Origin of the sequence: Cohnella boryungensis (assembly GCF_042651945.1) — a bacterium.
Taxonomy (GTDB): Bacteria; Bacillota; Bacilli; order Paenibacillales; family Paenibacillaceae; genus Cohnella; species Cohnella boryungensis.
On sequence record NZ_JBHSED010000074.1, the window covers coordinates 194,194 to 211,251 of the forward strand.

Here is a 17,058-nt window from a genome sequence, read left to right on the forward strand (position 1 = left end):
CACAGTTGACGGGAGGTTGGCATGAACGCCATGACCTACGTGGCGTTTCGGAATTCGACAGCGTCGGTGGCAGGGAGATAGCCCAGCAATTGGCCTGGAGCATATTCCGCCTTCAGGTAGCAGTCCAGCGGGGCAGCGACCAGCCGGACGATTCTCCCGATTCCGGGAGCGACCGGGACAAGCTGAACCGTCATGCCCTGCACGCTCGCCTCCACGAACGGGCCCGGCTGGTTCTGCATTCCCTCCAGTACCAGCTCCAACGGCATTGCCGTATAGATAGTCACGATCCCTCCGCTCCTTCCCCGCCCAGCTTGCGCTCCAGAATTCGGCGGTTCAGCTCGTGAAGCGCTTCTCCGACGCCGCCCACGGCATCGATCAGACCGTGCCTCACCGCATCCTGCCCGATGACTGTCGTACCGATGTCCCTTGTCAGCTCTCCCGTCTTGAACATCAATTGCTTGAAGGTTTCTTCCGTAATGCTGGAATGCCTCGTGACGAAGCGGGTTACTCTCTCCTGCATCTTCTCCAGATAATCGAACGTCTGCGGCACCCCAATGACCAGACCGTTCATCCGAATCGGATGAATGGTCATCGTCGCCGTCTCCGCGATGAACGAACGATTGGCCGACACTGCGATCGGCACGCCGATGGAATGCCCTCCCCCAAGCACGAGCGTAACCGTCGGCTTCGTCAGCGAGGAGATCATCTCGGCAATCGCCAGTCCCGCCTCCACGTCCCCGCCTACCGTATTGAGCACGATAAGCAGCCCCTCGATTTTGGCGTTCTGTTCGGCCGCAATTAGCTGAGGGATGACGTGCTCATATTTCGTTGTTTTGTTTTGCGGAGGGAGAATGAGATGTCCCTCGATTTGTCCGATAATCGTCAGGCAGAAAACATTGCTCTCCGACGCAGGCACGGACGTCTGACCGAGCTGTACGATCGTTTCCGTTACAGCTGATTTGCGGCTCTCCTCGGAGGGCCCGGGCTGCTCGGTCGACTCGCCCGGATTTGCTTTATCGTTGCTCATACTCAAGCCCCCTGTTTGTTAAAGGCTGGACATAGTATGAGCGAAACGGCTAAAAAAAACCGTCCCCCGACGCCGCAGGCGCAGGAAACGGTTTTATCTGAGTGTGGGTATTGTCTTTCTATACTTCCATGATGATGGGCAGAATCATCGGCCTTCTTCTCGTTTGTTCGTAGAGGAAACGACCCAGCGCGTCCTTGACGTTTGTTTTCAACGATGCCCATTCGTTCACGTTGTCGTTCATCAGCTTATGCAGCGTGTTTGTCACAATCCGGTTCGCTTCTTCGAGCAAACCTTCGGATTCGCGAACATAGACGAATCCGCGGGAAATGATATCCGGGCCGGACATGATCGTGCCGTCTTGCTTGCTCAACGTTACGACAACGACCAGAATTCCGTCTTGCGACAGCAGCTTGCGATCGCGAAGCACGATATTGCCTACGTCTCCGACGCCCAGTCCGTCGATCAAGACGTTACCGGCCTGAATTTTGCCGCCTTTGCGAGCAGCGCCGTTTTGAATCTCGACGGTATCCCCGTTATCGAGCAAGAAGATATTTTCCTTGGGAATGCCCACCTGCTCGCCGAGCAAGCCGTGGTGACGAAGCATTCTGTACTCCCCGTGAATCGGAATGAAATATTCCGGTCTCATCAGGTTCAGCATAAGCTTCAATTCTTCCTGGCTGCCGTGTCCCGATACGTGTACGCCCGATACGGAGCCCGGTCCGTAAATGACGCTTGCCCCCAACCGCATCAGCTCGTCTACCGTTCTTCCGACGTATTTCTCATTGCCCGGAATCGGCGTAGCCGCGATGATAACCGTGTCGCCAGGCAAAATGTCGACTTTGCGATGAGTAGAGCGAGCCATCCGCGTCAAAGCGGACATCGGCTCTCCCTGGCTGCCGGTCGACAGAATGACTACGCGATCCGCAGGCAGCTTGTTCACTTCTTCCGGTTCGATAAGCATGCCCTCCGGAATGTTCAAATAACCGAGCTCGGAAGCAATGCTCACTACGTTGACCATGCTTCGGCCGATTACCGTCATCTTGCGGCGAGTTTCCGCTGCCGCATTAATGACCTGCTGAATACGATGCACGTTCGAGGCGAACGTCGCAACGACGACGCGTTGCTTCGCGCTGCGGAACAACGATTCGAATTCCTTGCCGATGTTGCTCTCCGAAGGGGTATACCCGGCGCGCTCCGCGTTCGTGCTGTCGGAGAGAAGCGCCAGTACGCCCCGGCTGCCGATTTCGGCCATCTTTTGCAGATCCGCGAACTGATCGTTCACCGGCGTATGATCGAACTTGAAGTCCCCTGTATGGACGACATTGCCTTCCGGCGTTTCCAAGCATACCCCCACGGAATCCGGGATGCTGTGGTTCGTACGGAAAAAGCTGGCTTTGATCGTTCCGAAGGTCAGCTCAGACGCTTCGTTAATCAAATGACGCTTCGTATCGCCCAGCAGACCCGCTTCCTTCAGCTTGTTTTCCACCAAGCCGAGCGTAAGCTTCGTTCCGTAGATCGGGACGTTGAGCTGCTTCAACACGTAAGGCAAGCCGCCGATGTGATCCTCGTGACCATGCGTAAGCAGGATTGCGCGCACCTTGTCGCGGTTCTCCAGCAAATAGGCGATGTCAGGGATGACGACGTCGATGCCGAGCATCTCTTCTTCCGGGAATTTCAATCCTGCATCAACGACGACGATGTCGTTGCCATACTGGATGCAATACATGTTTTTGCCGATTTCGCCGACTCCACCGAGCGCGAAAATCAGTAATTTGTCCTGGTTGTTCTTCTTTGACACTACTAGTACCTCCTAGATCATTTCGACGCTCCCGATCGATATGAAATTTTCAATTTGCTTAATATATTTGCCGCACCCAATCACTCTCAACCATTATACATGATGCAAATTAGGAAAAACAAGAACCGATATGTACCGAAAAACCGATGCCCGGAGGACATCGGTTTTTACGGAAAAGTTCCAAAGCGACCGAAGAGCCTCAAACGTATTCGTCCAGCAGTCGCTGAAGAAATGCCGCTTCCGCCTCAGTAGCCGGAACAAGCGGCAGGCGCACGCCTCCGACGGACAGTCCCCGAAGGCCCAGCATGTGCTTGACGGCAACGGGATTCGGAACCGGATTCGGACAGTTGAACAGGCCTTTGAATACCGGGAACAGCTTGGCGTTCAGAGCTTGCGCTTCCTTCACCCGGCCGTCAAGATAAGCCGCGACCAGCTCTTTCATCTGCGCGCCGACGACATGGCTTGCTACGCTGATAATGCCATGACCGCCGACCGCCAGAGAGGGCAGCGTCACTGCATCGTCTCCGCTGTAAAGCACGAAGCCTTCCGGAGCGTTGCTGACGATCTCGGTCATCTGCTCCAGCGAAGCGCACTCCTTCGTCGCGACGATATTCGGAATTTGCGCCAATCTCAGCGTGGTTTCGACAGACATGCTGACCACCGTACGGGACGGCACATTATAGAGAATGACCGGCAGCGTCGTCGCTTCGGCAATGGTGCGAAAATGCTGGTATATGCCTTCCTGGCTAGGTTTGTTGTAATAAGGCGCAACCAGCAAAATGCCGTCTACGCCAACGGCTTCCGCTTTTCTCGTCAGATGGACGGAATGGGCCGTCTCGTTGCTGCCCGTGCCCGCGATGATTTTGCACCGTCCGGCGGCATGCTTGACGGCGAAGCGGAACAGCTCCACCTTCTCGTCATCCGTCAGCGTGGGAGACTCTCCGGTCGTTCCGGAAACGACCAGACTTTCGGATTTCTGCTCCTCGATCAAGTAATCGATTAATTTCGCCGTCGTGTCCCAATCAATGTTCAACTGCTCGTCAAAAGGCGTAACCATTGCTGTAATTAAACGACCGAAACTCATACCCATTTCCTCCTCTAATGTCCCCTGTCCGGCGCAAGATGAAGTCCGAACGCCGTATGCAGCGCCTGCAAGGCCGTCGCCAGGCCTTCCTCGGAAATCAGCACCCAGATTGTCGTATTGGAGTCTGCGGATTGCAATATCGGAATGCCGGAATTCGTCAAGGCCTCTACGATCACGGCCATGACGCCCGGCTCGCCGTTCATCCCGCCGCCAATGACAGATACCTTGGCGCACCTTTCCCTGACACGGGGTTCGAAGCCCAACTCGCGGAGCAGAGCCACAGCCTTGGAAGCATCGTGACCTGACACCGTATAATGAACGCCCGTAGGCATCACGTTAATAAAATCGACGCTGATCGCGTGGGAGGCCATCGCCCGAAAGATCCGTAATTGCAAATCGGCGGGCCCTTCCACCTGGGTCACGGCCAGCTGCGTGACATCCCTGACATGCGCGAGTCCGGTCACCGTTTTGTCATACCATACCCCTTGGCTCTTTAATAGCTCCGCATGCGTGACCAACGTCCCCTCCCCTTCCGAGAAGGTGGATCGAACGCGTACCGGAATGCCGGCTTTCATTGCAACCTCGACCGCGCGAGGGTGAATGACTTTAGCTCCGTTATGCGCCATGTTGCTTATTTCTTCGTAGCTGACGGTCTTAAGAGGACGCGCATTGCTGACCCAGCGCGGATCGGCGGTGAGAATGCCGTCCACATCCGTGTAAATGTCGACAACTCCCGCCTTTAATGCCGCGCCAAGAGCGGTCGCGCTTGTGTCGCTTCCCCCTCGCCCGAGCGTCGTTATTTCTCCGCTCCTCGTCATGCCTTGGAAACCGGTCACGATAACGACCTGATGCTCGGCCAAGTGCCTCAGCATACGTTCGCATTGAATTTCCAAAATCCGCGCGGAGCCGTAATGATCGTCCGTCAGAATGCCGGCCTGTCCTCCCGTCAGGGCGACGGCGGATATCCCTTCCGCGTGCAGAAGACTGCAGAGCACGGTGGCCGAGATCAGCTCTCCGCAAGACAACAGCATATCCCGTTCGCGGCCGGGAAGCGCATTGCCGTTGCTACGGACAAGCTCCAGCAACGAATCCGTCGCATACGGCTCCCCGCTTCGTCCCATAGCCGATACGACCACAACGACGCGCTTGCCGAGCTTAAACTCGCGGATGATATGACGGAGGACGTAGCCCCGACTTTGCGCGTCGGACAGCGACGTCCCGCCGAATTTCTGTACGATCAGTTCCATCTCGTTTTCCTCCGCTCCGGGGATGTTGAGACAGTGAGGGAAAGAAAAGAAAGGAGATCTGCTTGAAGGTAGAAATCAGGTTATGCTTTCGGAATAGCGATATATTCAGCGATCTGCACCGCATTCCAGGCGGCGCCTTTCAGCAAGTTATCCGATACAATCCACATATTCAGGCCGCGGGCGTTCGAGAGATCTCTGCGAACGCGTCCGACGAACACCTCGTTCTTGCCGGCCGCATCCGTCGCCAGCGGGTACTGCTGCCCCGCAGGATCGTCAACGAGCGCAACTCCCGGCGCATCCGACAGCAGCGATTTAACCTCTTCGACTTCGAAATCGCTTTTGAGCTCCACATAGACCGATTCCGAGTGGCCGTAAGTGACGGGCACCCGTACGCAGGTAGCCGTTACCTCCAGGGCATCGTCGCCCATGATCTTCTTCGTTTCGCGAATCATCTTCATCTCTTCCAGGGTAAATCCATTGTCCTGGAACTTGTCGATCTGCGGAATTACGTTGAATGCAATCTGATGCTTCACCGGCAAAGACGAAACCGGAAGAATGGCCGGATTGGCATCCTTGCCCGCCAGCACCTCGGAGGATTGTCTCAGCATCTCGGTAACGGCCGAAGCTCCTGCGCCGGATACGGCTTGGTAAGTAGACACGATAATCCGGGAAATGCCATAACGATCGTAAAGCGGCTTCAAAGCCGCAACCATCTGAATCGTCGAACAGTTCGGATTGGCAATGATTCCCTTGTGCTCGCTGATCTTATCGATATTCACTTCCGGCACGACCAACGGAGTATCCGGGTCCATGCGGTAAGCGTTCGTATTGTCTATACATACGGCTCCATGCTCGACGGCATGCGGAATCAAAGCTTTGCTGACGTCTCCTCCCGCGCTGAACAAAGCGATCTCCACGCCGCGGAAGCTTTCCGGAGTCGCCTCTTCAATCGTAATCGGCTGTCCCTTGAAAGTAACGGAAGTGCCTGCGGAACGCGCCGAAGAAAGCAGCTTCAGGCTTTTGATCGGGAAGTTGCGTTCTTCTAGTAATCTGCGGATTTGTACTCCGACAGCGCCGGTCGCTCCCACGACGGCGACGTTAAACAACGGTTGTGTCGACATTTGGTATTTTCTCCCCTCGGTTACGGCAAGTCTATCTCAAGCGTGTAAGAAACGCTCTATGAGCAAAGGTTGCAATTGTTTGCCTTGCAGCGCGGCTTCGCACGTTTCCATCACAAGATCCATTCTGGCGACAAGCGAATTCGGCTTGGCAACCGGATTGTCCTGTCCGAACGGAACGAAATATACGTTCTTCATGATGAGCAGCTTGGCGATGTTCGCCGCATTAAGACCCAGGCCATCGTTCGTAGATATCGCAAGCACCAGCGGACGTTGATTGCGCATTTGTGCCTTCGCGGCCATAAGCACTGGTCCGTCGGTCATGGCATTGGCCAGCTTGCTGGTCGTATTTCCGGTGCACGGCGCGATCGTCAATACGTCAAGGAGCTTGGAGGGCCCCAGGGGCTCCGCGTCTACTATAGAAGATATGATCTCGTTGCCCGTAATTTGACGCAAAGATTGCTGCCAATGGCTCGAAGTTCCGAACCGCGTGTCCGTCGTCATGATCGTGGACGATACGATGGGAACAACCTTGGCCCCCGCATCGACGAAACGTTGGATCTGCGGCAAGATTTCTTCAAGTGTGCAATGCGAGCCTGATAACGCATAGCCAACCGTGATTCCCTGCCAGTTCATGGTTGATTCCCCCGTAGTCGGTTGTCTGCCAGAATAATCTGGATCAGACAATTCGCGATGATTCGACCGGCTGTTTTCGGTGCCACGATTCCGGGCAAGCCCGGTGCCAGCAGCGCCTTGATTCCGCGCTTCTCGGCGAAGCGAAAATCGGTGCCGCCAGGCTTGGAGGCCAGGTCGATAATACATGCGCGTTGGGGAAGTTGGGCGATCACTTGCGCTGTGACTATCATAGTCGGAATTGTATTAAAAATCAAGTCGATATTCCCCGCCTGACGCGCTAAATCGGGCATATAGAAAGGCTCGAAGCCCATTTCGAACCCCCGTGCGTAAGCTTCGTCCCGGCGCACTCCGACCTTCACACGGGCACCCAGAGCCTGCAAGGTGCGGGCCATCGTAAGACCCGTTCTGCCGATTCCAAGAACGATGCATTTCGAGTCGTGAATCGTAATATCCGTATTCTGAATAGCAATCATCAACGCGCCCTCTGCGGTAGGGATCGAATTGTAGATCGCCACGTCATCCCTCTCGAACAATTCCACGATTTCCAGGCCGTGCTTCTCGCACAGCTTGCGCAAATAAGGCTTAGCCATCCCTGTAATGACCTTGCATGTTTTGGGCAGTACGGCAAGATGATCATCCGTCAGCTTAAGCTCGGAATCCGTGAACAGCGTCGGTATGACCCCTTCGTCGTCCGTACCGACCGCCGGCAATACCAGGGCATCCGCCTCCGTCAAAATATCAGGGCTCCACTCCGCCTTTACGGCGCCGCTAAAGGGCGTATCCAGTCTGTCGAAGCCGGCGATCGTTACCCCGGCATCCATCTCCGTAAGCCGGCGAATCACTTCCAACTGCCGGGCGTCTCCGCCCGCAAGTACGACCTGAACTCCCGTAAGTATCGCTGCCCCCTCCTCTCGGCATTCATGCATAGCACATCGTATGCATACGCCCAGCGCGGGGTGCCGATCAATCCGCTATAGGTCCGAGATCGCTCCGTCTTCCATCTGCTCAGGGCTCCGGCCTTCGGTACGGCTTTGCATGAAAAAAAGCCAACCATGCGTCCGCTAGGACTTGGTTGGCCGATGCGCCCATGCGCAAACGAATTCGTCGAACAGACGATAAGCTACGAATGAAGGACTTATTTGCCCGTGTGGCCGAAGCCGCCTTCGCCGCGCAATGTGTCGGTAAGCTCCGACACTTCTTCGAGCACGACCTGCGGCACCCGTTGAAATACCATCTGGGCAATCCGCTCTCCGCGCTCGATCGTGAAGGGCTCTTGTCCGAGATTAATCAGAAGAACCTTCACTTCCCCGCGGTAATCGGCGTCGATCGTTCCCGGGGAGTTCAAGCAAGTAATGCCGTGCTTATAGGCCAGACCGCTGCGCGGCCGTATCTGCGCTTCCAGCTCCTTGGGCATCGCCATGGCAAACCCCGTCGGTATCAACGCTCGTTCTCCCGGCGATAGCACGACGGGGGCTTCTACAGCGGCATGAAGATCGAAGCCGGCCGCCCACTCCGACATCTGGCGGGGCAATTGCATATCCTCATTACCCGGCAGTCTCTTCAGTTGAATTGGATACAATAAAGTCCCTCCCGATTCCCGATAATACTTTTTTATTGGATCCGACCAGAGCGACTGCACAAGGCTTCTCCAGCATAGAGACCATGATGTCGTTAAGATCCGACAATTGAACCTGTTCAATGCGCTCAAGCATCTGGTCCAAGGTATAGTGACGTCCGAGCATCAGCTCGTTTTTGCCCAAGCGGTTCATCCGGCTGCTCGTGCTCTCCAGGCTGAGAATCAGATTACCCTTCAGCTGCTCCTTGCCTCTCGACAATTCGGCTTCGCTTAAACCGTTGGCGGCGATTTCGCCGAGCAAATCCATCGTAATCTCATACACCTCCTTGGTTTGCTTGGAAGTGGTCCCCGCATATACGGTAAACAATCCGCTGTCTGCATAAGAGGTGTGATAGGAATACACAGAGTAGGCAAGACCGCGCTTCTCCCGAATTTCCTGGAACAGCCGAGAGCTCATCCCTCCGCCGATCGTATTGTTCAGCAGAATCATCGCATACAGGTTAGGCGCTTGGATCGATAAGCCCGGAAAGGTCAGGCAAAGATGATTTTGCTCGGTTTTCTTGCGATGAAACAACGCTCGGGAATGAAAGGTCGGCACCTCCAACACCCGATCCTCGCCGATGACGTCGAATCTGCCGAAATGCTGCTCCAGCAGTTCCAGCGCTTCCTCCCCGACGTTGCCAGCCAGACTGATTACCGTGTTGTCGATCCGATAGCGTTCCTTCATATATTGACGAAGATTGTCCGGCCCCATAGGATTAAGCCGCTCCGCCGTTCCGAGTATCGAATAGGCCAGCGGGTGATCATGATGCGCAGCTCGCGAGGCCAGATCGTGAACCGTATCGTCGGGCGTGTCCTCGTACATGGAGATTTCTTCAAGAATGACATTCTTTTCTTTGGCCAATTCAGCCTCGGCCATCTGCGATTCGAAAAACATATCCGACAAAATATCGACCGCTATCGGCAGATGCTGATCCAGCACCTTGGCGTAATAACACGTATATTCCTTGGACGTGAAGGCATTGACATTCCCGCCGATCCCGTCGAACCGATCGGCGATATCCTTCGCGCTGTGCCGGTTCGTTCCTTTAAACAGCATGTGCTCGATAAAGTGGGAAATGCCGTTATTTCCGATATCCTCATACCGGGAGCCGGTCTTGACCCATATTCCGAACGAAACCGAACGACAGGTCGGAATCGTTTCGATCATGACGCGAAGCCCGTTCTTAAGCTTGTACTTGTTCATCGGATTTCCCCCTTTGCGAATGGCTAAATGAACAGTGATACCACTATATCAAATTCCGACAACCGTCACAACCGATCCTCCACTCTCTCGGGAGACAGCGTCTCCGATACCGTGCCCGGCAAGTATCCCTTCGCCCGGATGGCGTTGATCATCCCCTGCAGCGCTTTCGCCGACGAGGATGTCGGATGCATGAGGATGAGACTGCCTGGTTCTACCTTCCTGCCGATTTTGCCGATGACGGCGGACGGCTCGGGATTCCTCCAATCCACCGTGTCCAGCGTCCATAACACCGTTCGCAGGCCGAATTCGGAAGATGCTTTGACCGTTGCCGAATTGTAATAGCCGGACGGCGGCGCAAACCACACATTGCGCACGCCGAGCTTTTTCAGCAGCGCTTCGGTCTTCCCGATCTCCTGCCGCTGGCGCTCAATGCCGAGCTTGCTCATATCCGGGTGCGTATAAGCATGATTGGAGGCTTCATGTCCTTCGGCGATGATCCTTTGGGCCGTCTCCATATTTTTCGACAGCCAAGACCCGTCAAAGAAGAAGGTCGCCTTCACATTCGATTTTTTCAAAATGTCCAGTATCGGCGGCAAGTATTCGTTTCCCCAAGCCACATTGATCATCAGCCCCACCATAGGCTTGGCTCCATTGCCCCGATAGATCGGATTTGTCGGCAAATCCTCCAGCGAAACGTCCGGCTTTATCGTACGATACACCCAAGGAAATCCGTTGCCGGAGCCCGGCGAGGAGCCGATCAGCTTCGCTTTTAAATAAGTAGCTTGGACATCGACAATGCGTCCCTCGTATCCGGGAATGGCCTTCCATACCCGATCGATGACCGCATTGATCGGAGGCTGACTGCGTTTGGACGCTTCCGCTTGAATCCAGTTCAACAGCGGGTCTTCCGATTTGTCCTCCATCCGGGCCAACATGGATGCCTCATGTGGCTTGACGGCCTGTAAGAAAGGCTTGATCGGTCCGTATATACCTGCGATCAGAACTGCCGTCAGACCGATCGCCATTGCCGCTACGATTCTGATCCGCTGAGTTTTTCCCATTTCGCTCACCCCGTCTTGTCCGATTCCCTGCCTTCATCCTATGCCTTGGGAACCGCCTTTATGAGTGAGCATCTCTAAGTAACGGGGCATTTATGCAAACAAAAAGAGACCTTCGCAAAGGAGTCTCTTTATGTCTTGCCTATTTCGTTAAGGCCTTTCTCGCGCGGCTTGCTTACACCGATACCTGCTCGGAGCTCAGCAGCGCTTTACGGGACAGGTTGATGCGTCCCATATTGTCGATCTCGGTTACCTTGACTTCGATCTGGTCTCCGATATTGACGACATCTTCCACCTTCGCCACCCGTTCGTTGGCAAGCTGGCTAATATGAATCAGCCCGTCCTTGTTCGGCAGAATTTCTACGAAGCAGCCGAATTTCTCGATACGCTTAACGGTTCCGGTATAAACCTCGCCTACGACGACCTCTTTGACAATCCCTTCGATAATCGCCCGAGCCCGTTGGTTCGCCGCCTCGTCGGTTGAAGCGATATAGACGGTTCCGTCTTGCTCGATATCGATCTTAACGCCGGTGTCCTCGATAATCTTGTTGATGATTTTGCCGCCGGAGCCGATGACGTCGCGGATTTTGTCCGGATTGATTTTCAAGGACAAAATCTTAGGCGCATATTTGCTCAGTTGCTGGCGCGGCTGTTGAATCGTCTCCAGCATCTTGCCGAGGATATGCATACGGCCTTCCTTCGCCTGCTGCAACGCTTCCGTGAGGATCTGACGATCGATTCCATCGATCTTGATGTCCATTTGAATCGCCGTAATTCCGGCGGACGTTCCCGCGACCTTGAAATCCATATCTCCGAGATGGTCTTCCATCCCTTGAATATCCGTCAGAATCGAGGTGTGGTCGCCATCCTTAATCAAGCCCATGGCCACTCCAGCGACGGGAGCTTTAATCGGTACGCCCGCATCCATCATCGCCAGCGTACTGGCGCAAATGCTCGCCTGGGATGTAGAGCCGTTGGACTCAAGCACCTCGGATACGAGACGAATGGTGTAAGGAAATTCCGCTTCCGATGGAAGAACCTTCAGCAATGCGCGCTCGCCCAGAGCGCCGTGACCGATCTCGCGGCGTCCAGGCGGACGAAGCGGACGGGCTTCCCCGACGGAAAACGGCGGGAAATTATAATGGTGCATGAAGCGCTTCGATTCCTGCGGGCTGATGCCGTCCAGGATTTGCACCTCGCCAAGCGGGCCGAGCGTACAGATGCTGAGCGCTTGAGTCTGGCCGCGAGTAAACAGGCCGGAGCCGTGCGTGCGCGGAAGAATCGAGATATCTGAGGAAATCGGACGAATCTCCGCCAGGCCGCGACCGTCCGGACGGACCTTGTCGTGGGTAATCAGGCGGCGAACTTCGTTCTTGACGATATCGTACAGCACTTCCTTGACATCTCCCAGCTTGCTGGGCGTCTCTGCATAGAGCTCTGCGAAGCGCTCTACGGTCTCGCCGTTGATCGCATCGATCGCTTCCTGACGAGCATGCTTCTCGGAGATGCGAACCGCCTCAACGAGACGCTCCTGCGCATAAGCCTTAACTTCCGCTTCAACAGAGGAGTCTACGCTATGGAGCTTCACTTCCATTTTCGGATTGCCGGCGACGGCAACCAAACGATCGATCGTGTCCACGATTTTTCTGATTTCGTCGTGACCGAACATAATCGCTTCGAGCATATCCGCCTCGGACACTTCGTTGGCTTCCGCTTCAACCATCATGATCGCGTCGCGCGTGCCCGCTACGACGACATACATATCGCTGATCGCTTCCTGCTCCTGTGTCGGGTTGACGATAAACTTGCCATCGATCCGACCGATGATCACACCGCCGACTGGGCCGCTAAACGGCACGTTGGAGATCGAAAGAGCAGCCGACGTCCCGATCATCGCGGCAATTTCAGGCGAACAATCCTGATCTACGCTAAGCACCAGGTTTACGATCTGCACATCGTTGCGGAAGCCCTCCGGAAAGAGCGGACGGATTGGGCGGTCTGTCAAACGGCTCGCCAAGATCGCCTTCTCGCTTGGACGTCCTTCCCGCTTGATGAATCCCCCCGGTATTTTACCTACTGCATACAATCGTTCTTCATAATTGACGGTTAACGGGAAAAAATCAAGATCCTTGGGCTCATTGGAAGCCGTTACGGTTGACAGCACCACTGTATCTCCGTATTTTACGACGATCGCGCCGTTCGCCTGCTTTGCCAATCGACCGGTTTCCAGCGAGAACGGGCGTCCGCCAAGCTCCATGGCTACGTTATGTTCCAAGTTAACTCCTCCTCTTCGGCAAAATATTGCTTTATGTAGCTTCGACACTGTTCCCAGTATTTCCTTCCGACCTGAAGTCTATAGCGACGGACAAGCCTATATAGGGAAAAAGCAACCTGAACGCCTTCTAGGGCGATAAGCCCTGTTCGACATGGCCAGGTTGCTTTCATGCGTGTACCAATTAGCGACGCAGTCCCAATTTTGCAATCAGGGCGCTATAACGGCTAACATCTTTGTTCTTCAAATATGCCAGCAGCTTACGACGTTGACCAACCATCTTCAACAGACCGCGACGGGAGTGATGATCCTTCTTGTGCTCCCTGAAGTGTGTCGTCAGATTGTTGATGTTCTGCGTAAGGATAGCGATCTGGACCTCCGGGGAACCCGTGTCCGTAGCATGCGTCTTATGCTCTTCGATCAGTTCTTGTTTGCGCTCTTGAGTCAATGCCATCCTTGTTCACCTCCTTCGTTAGAATCGCCGTTAGCCGAGCTCGCGTCGGTGAGAACGCTTCGCCAAGCTAAGGTTCCTGTTCGCCATGAGATAGGCTGATTCGCCTGTCGATGACAACGTTATATAGTATAGCATATCTCGCAGCTCATATACAACGAGAACATAATATCGTTCTTGGCGCGTAGGCTGCTTATAAATCAATCGCGTATTTTGACCGCGAAAATCTCTTTCGCCCGCTCGGCGTCGCTGGAAATCTGTCCGACGAGCTGATCGATCGATTCAAACTTCTTCTCGGCCCGCAGAAAGGTATGCAAGCGCAAAGCAAGACGGCGTCCGTACAAATCTCCGTCGAAATCAAACAGGTGCGCCTCCAGCTTTAAGGCGCCTCCGGGAGCGTCGAAGGTCGGACGATAGCCCACATTCAGCACCCCGTTATAGCTGGCCTCTATCTCGCCGGAATCGGACAGAATATCGATTCCGATCACGTAGACGCCCGATCTCGGAATGACGTAAGGCTGCTCCGGCTCCAGATTGGCCGTCGGATAGCCTAGCAGACGGCCTCTGGCATCTCCGTGCACAACCCTCCCCTTCAAGGCATACGGTCTTCCCAGCAGCTCGGAAGCGGAATCGCATTCCCCTTCCTCCAGCCGCTCGCGAATTCGCGTGCTGCTTACCTTCGCGTCGTCCAGATAGACCGGAGAGACGACCTGCACGTCGATCTGCCCGTCGCCATGCTGCTTAAGGGTGTCCGCAGTTCCTTGGCCGCGATGTCCGAAGGAGAAATCGAAGCCGACCGTGATCGACTTCACGCCGAGCGGAACGATTAACGTACGGATAAATTGCTCCGCGGTCACCTCCGAGAATTCGCGGTCGAAGCGGATAATATATGCGGCCTCTACGCCCAGTTCGGCGAACAGGAAGAGCTTGTCCGCAAGCGGAGTCAGCACCGTATGATACTGGGAGCCGTGACCGAGAACAACCTTCGGGTGCGGATCGAAGGTCATGACAGCGGGAACGATGCCCTGTTCGCGAGCGAGGGCGACCGCTTGGCGGATGACCTCCCGATGTCCCAGATGAACGCCGTCGAAAAAGCCAATCGCCAGAGACAGTCCCTGCTTGCGCGCTCCTTCGGGAAGCTCTCCTCTGACATTATCAACTGTTAAATCATACCGTTCCACGTGATGCCCTCCTGCTTAATCGGACTGACTACCGTCGGGATGTGCCTCGGAAGGATGAAAGACTTTAACCGGCCGGGCATGGCTTTTGCTCTCGTCAATAGAGAACAAGCCGAGGAAAACCCCGTCTTCCCGGTAAATCCGCCATAGACCTTCGCGGTCCGGAGGCGGCTGCAATCTGGCCGCTCTAATTCCCTTGCCCTGAAGGGCATGCACCGACTCTGGATGAGAGGCGATTGCTTCGGGAATATTGCCAAGCAGCTTGTCTGCGGCAAGCAGCTTCTCGTCCAACGCTCCCTCAGTCAGCAGCTCGGGAATTTGCTCCAAAGTCACGCATTGCTCCTGGCGGATGCCCGCGCTTTCTGTGCGCACAAGCTCGGCCATGACCGCAGGTACGCCCAGCTTGCGCCCGATGTCGACGCACAGCGTTCGAATATACGTGCCTTTGGAGCATGTAACCGCGAAAGTCAGTTCCGGTTGCGCGCCGCCCGCAGCGACGCTCCGTACGTCCAGGCTGTAAATCGTGACGCGCCGGGACGGCCTTTCCACCGTTACGCCTTCTCTGGCCAGCTCATACAGACGTTTTCCGTTGATCTTGACTGCAGAAACCATAGGGGGAACCTGATCTATTTCTCCAACAAACGACAATGCCGCCTCCCGAATCATCGTTTCCGTCAAGAAAGAAGCATCCTTGCGCTCGGTCACCTCGCCGGTCAAATCTTCCGTGTCCGTCGAAATTCCGAATCTCAGCTTCGCAACATAGGTTTTAGGCGATTCCTGCAAATATTCCACCAGGCGGGTAGCCCGTCCGATGCACAGCGGCAGAACGCCCGTCACCGCCGGATCAAGCGTTCCGGTATGCCCGATGCGCCGCTCGCGAAGCAAGCGCCGCGCTTTGGCCACGACGTCGTGCGAAGTCCAGCCGGCAGGCTTCCATATTGCAAGAACGCCCTCGCGTATCGTTTCGTTCCGGTTCATAAGCTGTCCAGCGTTTTCTGCACTTCGCCGACCACCTTCGCGATGACTTCCGGAAGCGGGTCCGTCAAACGACAGCCGGCGGCGCGGACATGGCCGCCCCCTCCGAACGCCTGGGCGACGGCCGCCACGCTCACCGTTCCCGAGGAGCGCATGCTGATCTTAACGGACTTTTCCCCGTTTTGCTTAAATAACAGCCCTACCTCGACTCCCTCGATATTGCGAGGATAGTTGACGAGTCCTTCCAAATCCTCGTTGGTCGCTCCGGTCTCTTCCAGATCCTCGGAAGTAACCCATAGCCAGGCAATTCGCTGGTCGGAGCTAAGCTCCAGACGAGACAAGCCGCGCTGCAAAATCCGCAGCTGGCCTGCCGACATCCGCTCCAGTAAATTTTCCGCCAGCTCGGGTCCGTTCACGCCGGCCTGCAGCAGCCGCGAGGCCATGGACATGACGAGAGGCGTCGTATTCGCATAGCGAAAGCCCCCCGTATCCGTCAGCAATCCCGTATAGATCGCGGTGGCTGCTGACGTGTCGGGCTCCAACTCCATGGTATCCAGCAATTCGAACAAAATTTCCGCTGTGGCGGCCGCATTGAATTTCATCAAATTCACGAGACCGAAACCGTCGTTCGTAGGATGATGGTCGATATTCAACAACTCGGCGGCCGGCGCGAACCATTGCTCTGTCCGGCCCACTCGCGCGTAATCCGCGCAATCTACGCAGATGACATTGCGGAATTTCTTCGGCGGCTCGCCTTCCAAATCCTCCAAGGAGAGAATCTCGGAGCTCTTCCACAGAAAGTGCAGCCGGGAAGGTACAGCCCCCTCGTTCAGCATCGTATACTTCTTCCCCAGCTTCTCCAACAGCCAGCCTACGACGACCGTAGAGCTGATGGCGTCGCCGTCAGGCTGGACGTGTGAAACAACGAGGAAATCGTCCCTTTCGCGAATGAACGCGGCCGCTTCCTTCAACTCTTCGGTCCACATGCCGCTCCCCTCCCTGCGAAATTTAAGACTCTAGAGCTTGCTCGTTAATCTGCTGCAGCAGCGCTTCAATGTGGCTGCCGTACGAAATCGAGCTGTCGAAGCGGAATTCGATCGCCGGCGTGTGGCGAAGCTTTACTCTTCGGCCGATCTCCGAACGCAGAAAGCCGTTCGCCCGACCGAGCGCCTTCAGCGTCTCTTCCTTCTGCTCCTCGCTTCCCAGGATGCTCAGATACACCCTGGCAAGCGATAGATCATTGGTCAAGTCTACGCCGGTCACCGTTATAAAACCGATTCGCGGGTCCTTCAGCTCCGTTTGAATGACCGTGCTGATTTCTTTCTTAATTTGCTCTCCGACCCGTCCGACTCGAAATTTGGCCATTCAGATCCCACCTTCTTGTCATGCTGT

Annotated in this window: 17 protein-coding genes; all 17 read right to left on the minus strand. The window is 55.3% G+C overall.

Going from position 1 to position 17,058, the window contains the following annotated elements; genetic code table 11:
- Positions 1-35 precede the first annotated feature (35 nt).
- The 17 genes from ACFO1S_RS28275 to rbfA all read right to left on the minus strand — a co-directional run bounded on the left by ACFO1S_RS28275 (position 36) and on the right by rbfA (position 17,031).
- Positions 36-284 carry a YlzJ-like family protein gene (locus tag ACFO1S_RS28275; RefSeq protein ID WP_204603092.1) on the minus strand — a complete coding sequence of 83 codons (249 nt, stop codon included), beginning with the start codon at positions 282-284 and terminating at the stop codon, positions 36-38.
- Entirely contained in the window at positions 281-1,027 is a 747-nt protein-coding gene (locus tag ACFO1S_RS28280; protein ID WP_204603093.1) for a ClpP family protease, read from the minus strand. Before ACFO1S_RS28280 ends, ACFO1S_RS28275 begins: the two co-directional genes overlap by 4 nt.
- Before the next feature lie 118 nt (positions 1,028-1,145).
- Complete coding sequence (locus ACFO1S_RS28285) at positions 1,146-2,825, minus strand: ribonuclease J (RefSeq protein ID WP_204603094.1); 1,680 nt, start codon at positions 2,823-2,825, stop codon at positions 1,146-1,148.
- Positions 2,826-3,024: 199 nt separating this feature from the next.
- Positions 3,025-3,909, minus strand: a complete 885-nt coding sequence (gene dapA / locus ACFO1S_RS28290; RefSeq protein WP_204603095.1) for a 4-hydroxy-tetrahydrodipicolinate synthase — start codon at positions 3,907-3,909, stop codon at positions 3,025-3,027.
- A gap of 14 nt (positions 3,910-3,923) precedes the next feature.
- Positions 3,924-5,156, minus strand: a complete 1,233-nt coding sequence (gene dapG / locus ACFO1S_RS28295) for an aspartate kinase (RefSeq protein WP_204603096.1) — start codon at positions 5,154-5,156, stop codon at positions 3,924-3,926.
- 80 nt (positions 5,157-5,236) lie between these two features.
- Positions 5,237-6,277, minus strand: a complete 1,041-nt coding sequence (locus tag ACFO1S_RS28300; RefSeq protein WP_204603097.1) for an aspartate-semialdehyde dehydrogenase — start codon at positions 6,275-6,277, stop codon at positions 5,237-5,239.
- Between the two features lie 36 nt (positions 6,278-6,313).
- Entirely contained in the window at positions 6,314-6,910 is a 597-nt protein-coding gene (locus ACFO1S_RS28305) for a dipicolinate synthase subunit B (protein ID WP_204603098.1), read from the minus strand.
- Complete coding sequence (dpsA, locus tag ACFO1S_RS28310; RefSeq protein WP_204603184.1) at positions 6,907-7,806, minus strand: dipicolinate synthase subunit DpsA; 900 nt, start codon at positions 7,804-7,806, stop codon at positions 6,907-6,909. Before dpsA ends, ACFO1S_RS28305 begins: the two co-directional genes overlap by 4 nt.
- A 239-nt stretch (positions 7,807-8,045) precedes the next feature.
- Positions 8,046-8,447: a dUTP diphosphatase gene (gene dut / locus ACFO1S_RS28315; protein WP_378128063.1), complete on the minus strand. Its 402-nt coding sequence runs from the start codon at positions 8,445-8,447 to the stop codon at positions 8,046-8,048.
- Between the two features lie 7 nt (positions 8,448-8,454).
- Positions 8,455-9,732, minus strand: coding sequence for a M16 family metallopeptidase (locus ACFO1S_RS28320; protein ID WP_204603100.1), 1,278 nt, complete (start codon positions 9,730-9,732; stop codon positions 8,455-8,457).
- Positions 9,733-9,797: 65 nt separating this feature from the next.
- Complete coding sequence (locus ACFO1S_RS28325) at positions 9,798-10,793, minus strand: polysaccharide deacetylase family protein (RefSeq protein WP_204603101.1); 996 nt, start codon at positions 10,791-10,793, stop codon at positions 9,798-9,800.
- A 172-nt stretch (positions 10,794-10,965) separates the two neighbouring features.
- Positions 10,966-13,047 carry a polyribonucleotide nucleotidyltransferase gene (gene pnp, locus ACFO1S_RS28330; RefSeq protein WP_378128065.1) on the minus strand — a complete coding sequence of 694 codons (2,082 nt, stop codon included), beginning with the start codon at positions 13,045-13,047 and terminating at the stop codon, positions 10,966-10,968.
- 199 nt (positions 13,048-13,246) lie between these two features.
- Positions 13,247-13,516 carry a 30S ribosomal protein S15 gene (rpsO, locus tag ACFO1S_RS28335; protein ID WP_120976316.1) on the minus strand — a complete coding sequence of 90 codons (270 nt, stop codon included), beginning with the start codon at positions 13,514-13,516 and terminating at the stop codon, positions 13,247-13,249.
- Between the two features lie 197 nt (positions 13,517-13,713).
- On the minus strand, positions 13,714-14,694 hold the full coding sequence (locus ACFO1S_RS28340) for a bifunctional riboflavin kinase/FAD synthetase (RefSeq protein WP_204603103.1): 981 nt from the start codon (positions 14,692-14,694) through the stop codon (positions 13,714-13,716).
- 15 nt (positions 14,695-14,709) lie between these two features.
- Entirely contained in the window at positions 14,710-15,669 is a 960-nt protein-coding gene (gene truB, locus ACFO1S_RS28345) for a tRNA pseudouridine(55) synthase TruB (RefSeq protein WP_204603104.1), read from the minus strand.
- Positions 15,666-16,652: a DHH family phosphoesterase gene (locus ACFO1S_RS28350; RefSeq protein ID WP_204603105.1), complete on the minus strand. Its 987-nt coding sequence runs from the start codon at positions 16,650-16,652 to the stop codon at positions 15,666-15,668. Before ACFO1S_RS28350 ends, truB begins: the two co-directional genes overlap by 4 nt.
- A 22-nt stretch (positions 16,653-16,674) precedes the next feature.
- The gene (gene rbfA, locus ACFO1S_RS28355; protein WP_204603106.1) at positions 16,675-17,031 is read right to left on the minus strand and encodes a 30S ribosome-binding factor RbfA; all 357 of its coding nucleotides are present in this window, start codon (positions 17,029-17,031) and stop codon (positions 16,675-16,677) included.
- Between the last annotated feature and the right edge of the window lie 27 nt (positions 17,032-17,058).

Bases quoted from the DNA above. Each gene is read 5' to 3' on its own strand.
- ACFO1S_RS28350 (WP_204603105.1), bottom strand. From the start codon at position 16,652: ATGTGGACCGAAGAGTTGAAGGAAGCGGCCGCGTTCATTCGCGAAAGG.
- dut (WP_378128063.1), bottom strand. From the start codon at position 8,447: ATGCAATTGCCCCGCCAGATGTCGGAGTGGGCGGCCGGCTTCGATCTT.
- ACFO1S_RS28320 (WP_204603100.1), bottom strand. From the start codon at position 9,732: ATGAACAAGTACAAGCTTAAGAACGGGCTTCGCGTCATGATCGAAACG.
- pnp (WP_378128065.1), bottom strand. From the start codon at position 13,047: ATGGAGCTTGGCGGACGCCCGTTCTCGCTGGAAACCGGTCGATTGGCA.
- rbfA (WP_204603106.1), bottom strand. From the start codon at position 17,031: ATGGCCAAATTTCGAGTCGGACGGGTCGGAGAGCAAATTAAGAAAGAA.
- rpsO (WP_120976316.1), bottom strand. From the start codon at position 13,516: ATGGCATTGACTCAAGAGCGCAAACAAGAACTGATCGAAGAGCATAAG.
- ACFO1S_RS28305 (WP_204603098.1), bottom strand. From the start codon at position 6,910: ATGAACTGGCAGGGAATCACGGTTGGCTATGCGTTATCAGGCTCGCAT.
- ACFO1S_RS28280 (WP_204603093.1), bottom strand. From the start codon at position 1,027: ATGAGCAACGATAAAGCAAATCCGGGCGAGTCGACCGAGCAGCCCGGG.
- ACFO1S_RS28300 (WP_204603097.1), bottom strand. From the start codon at position 6,277: ATGTCGACACAACCGTTGTTTAACGTCGCCGTCGTGGGAGCGACCGGC.
- dapA (WP_204603095.1), bottom strand. From the start codon at position 3,909: ATGAGTTTCGGTCGTTTAATTACAGCAATGGTTACGCCTTTTGACGAG.
- truB (WP_204603104.1), bottom strand. From the start codon at position 15,669: ATGAACCGGAACGAAACGATACGCGAGGGCGTTCTTGCAATATGGAAG.
- dapG (WP_204603096.1), bottom strand. From the start codon at position 5,156: ATGGAACTGATCGTACAGAAATTCGGCGGGACGTCGCTGTCCGACGCG.
- ACFO1S_RS28325 (WP_204603101.1), bottom strand. From the start codon at position 10,793: ATGGGAAAAACTCAGCGGATCAGAATCGTAGCGGCAATGGCGATCGGT.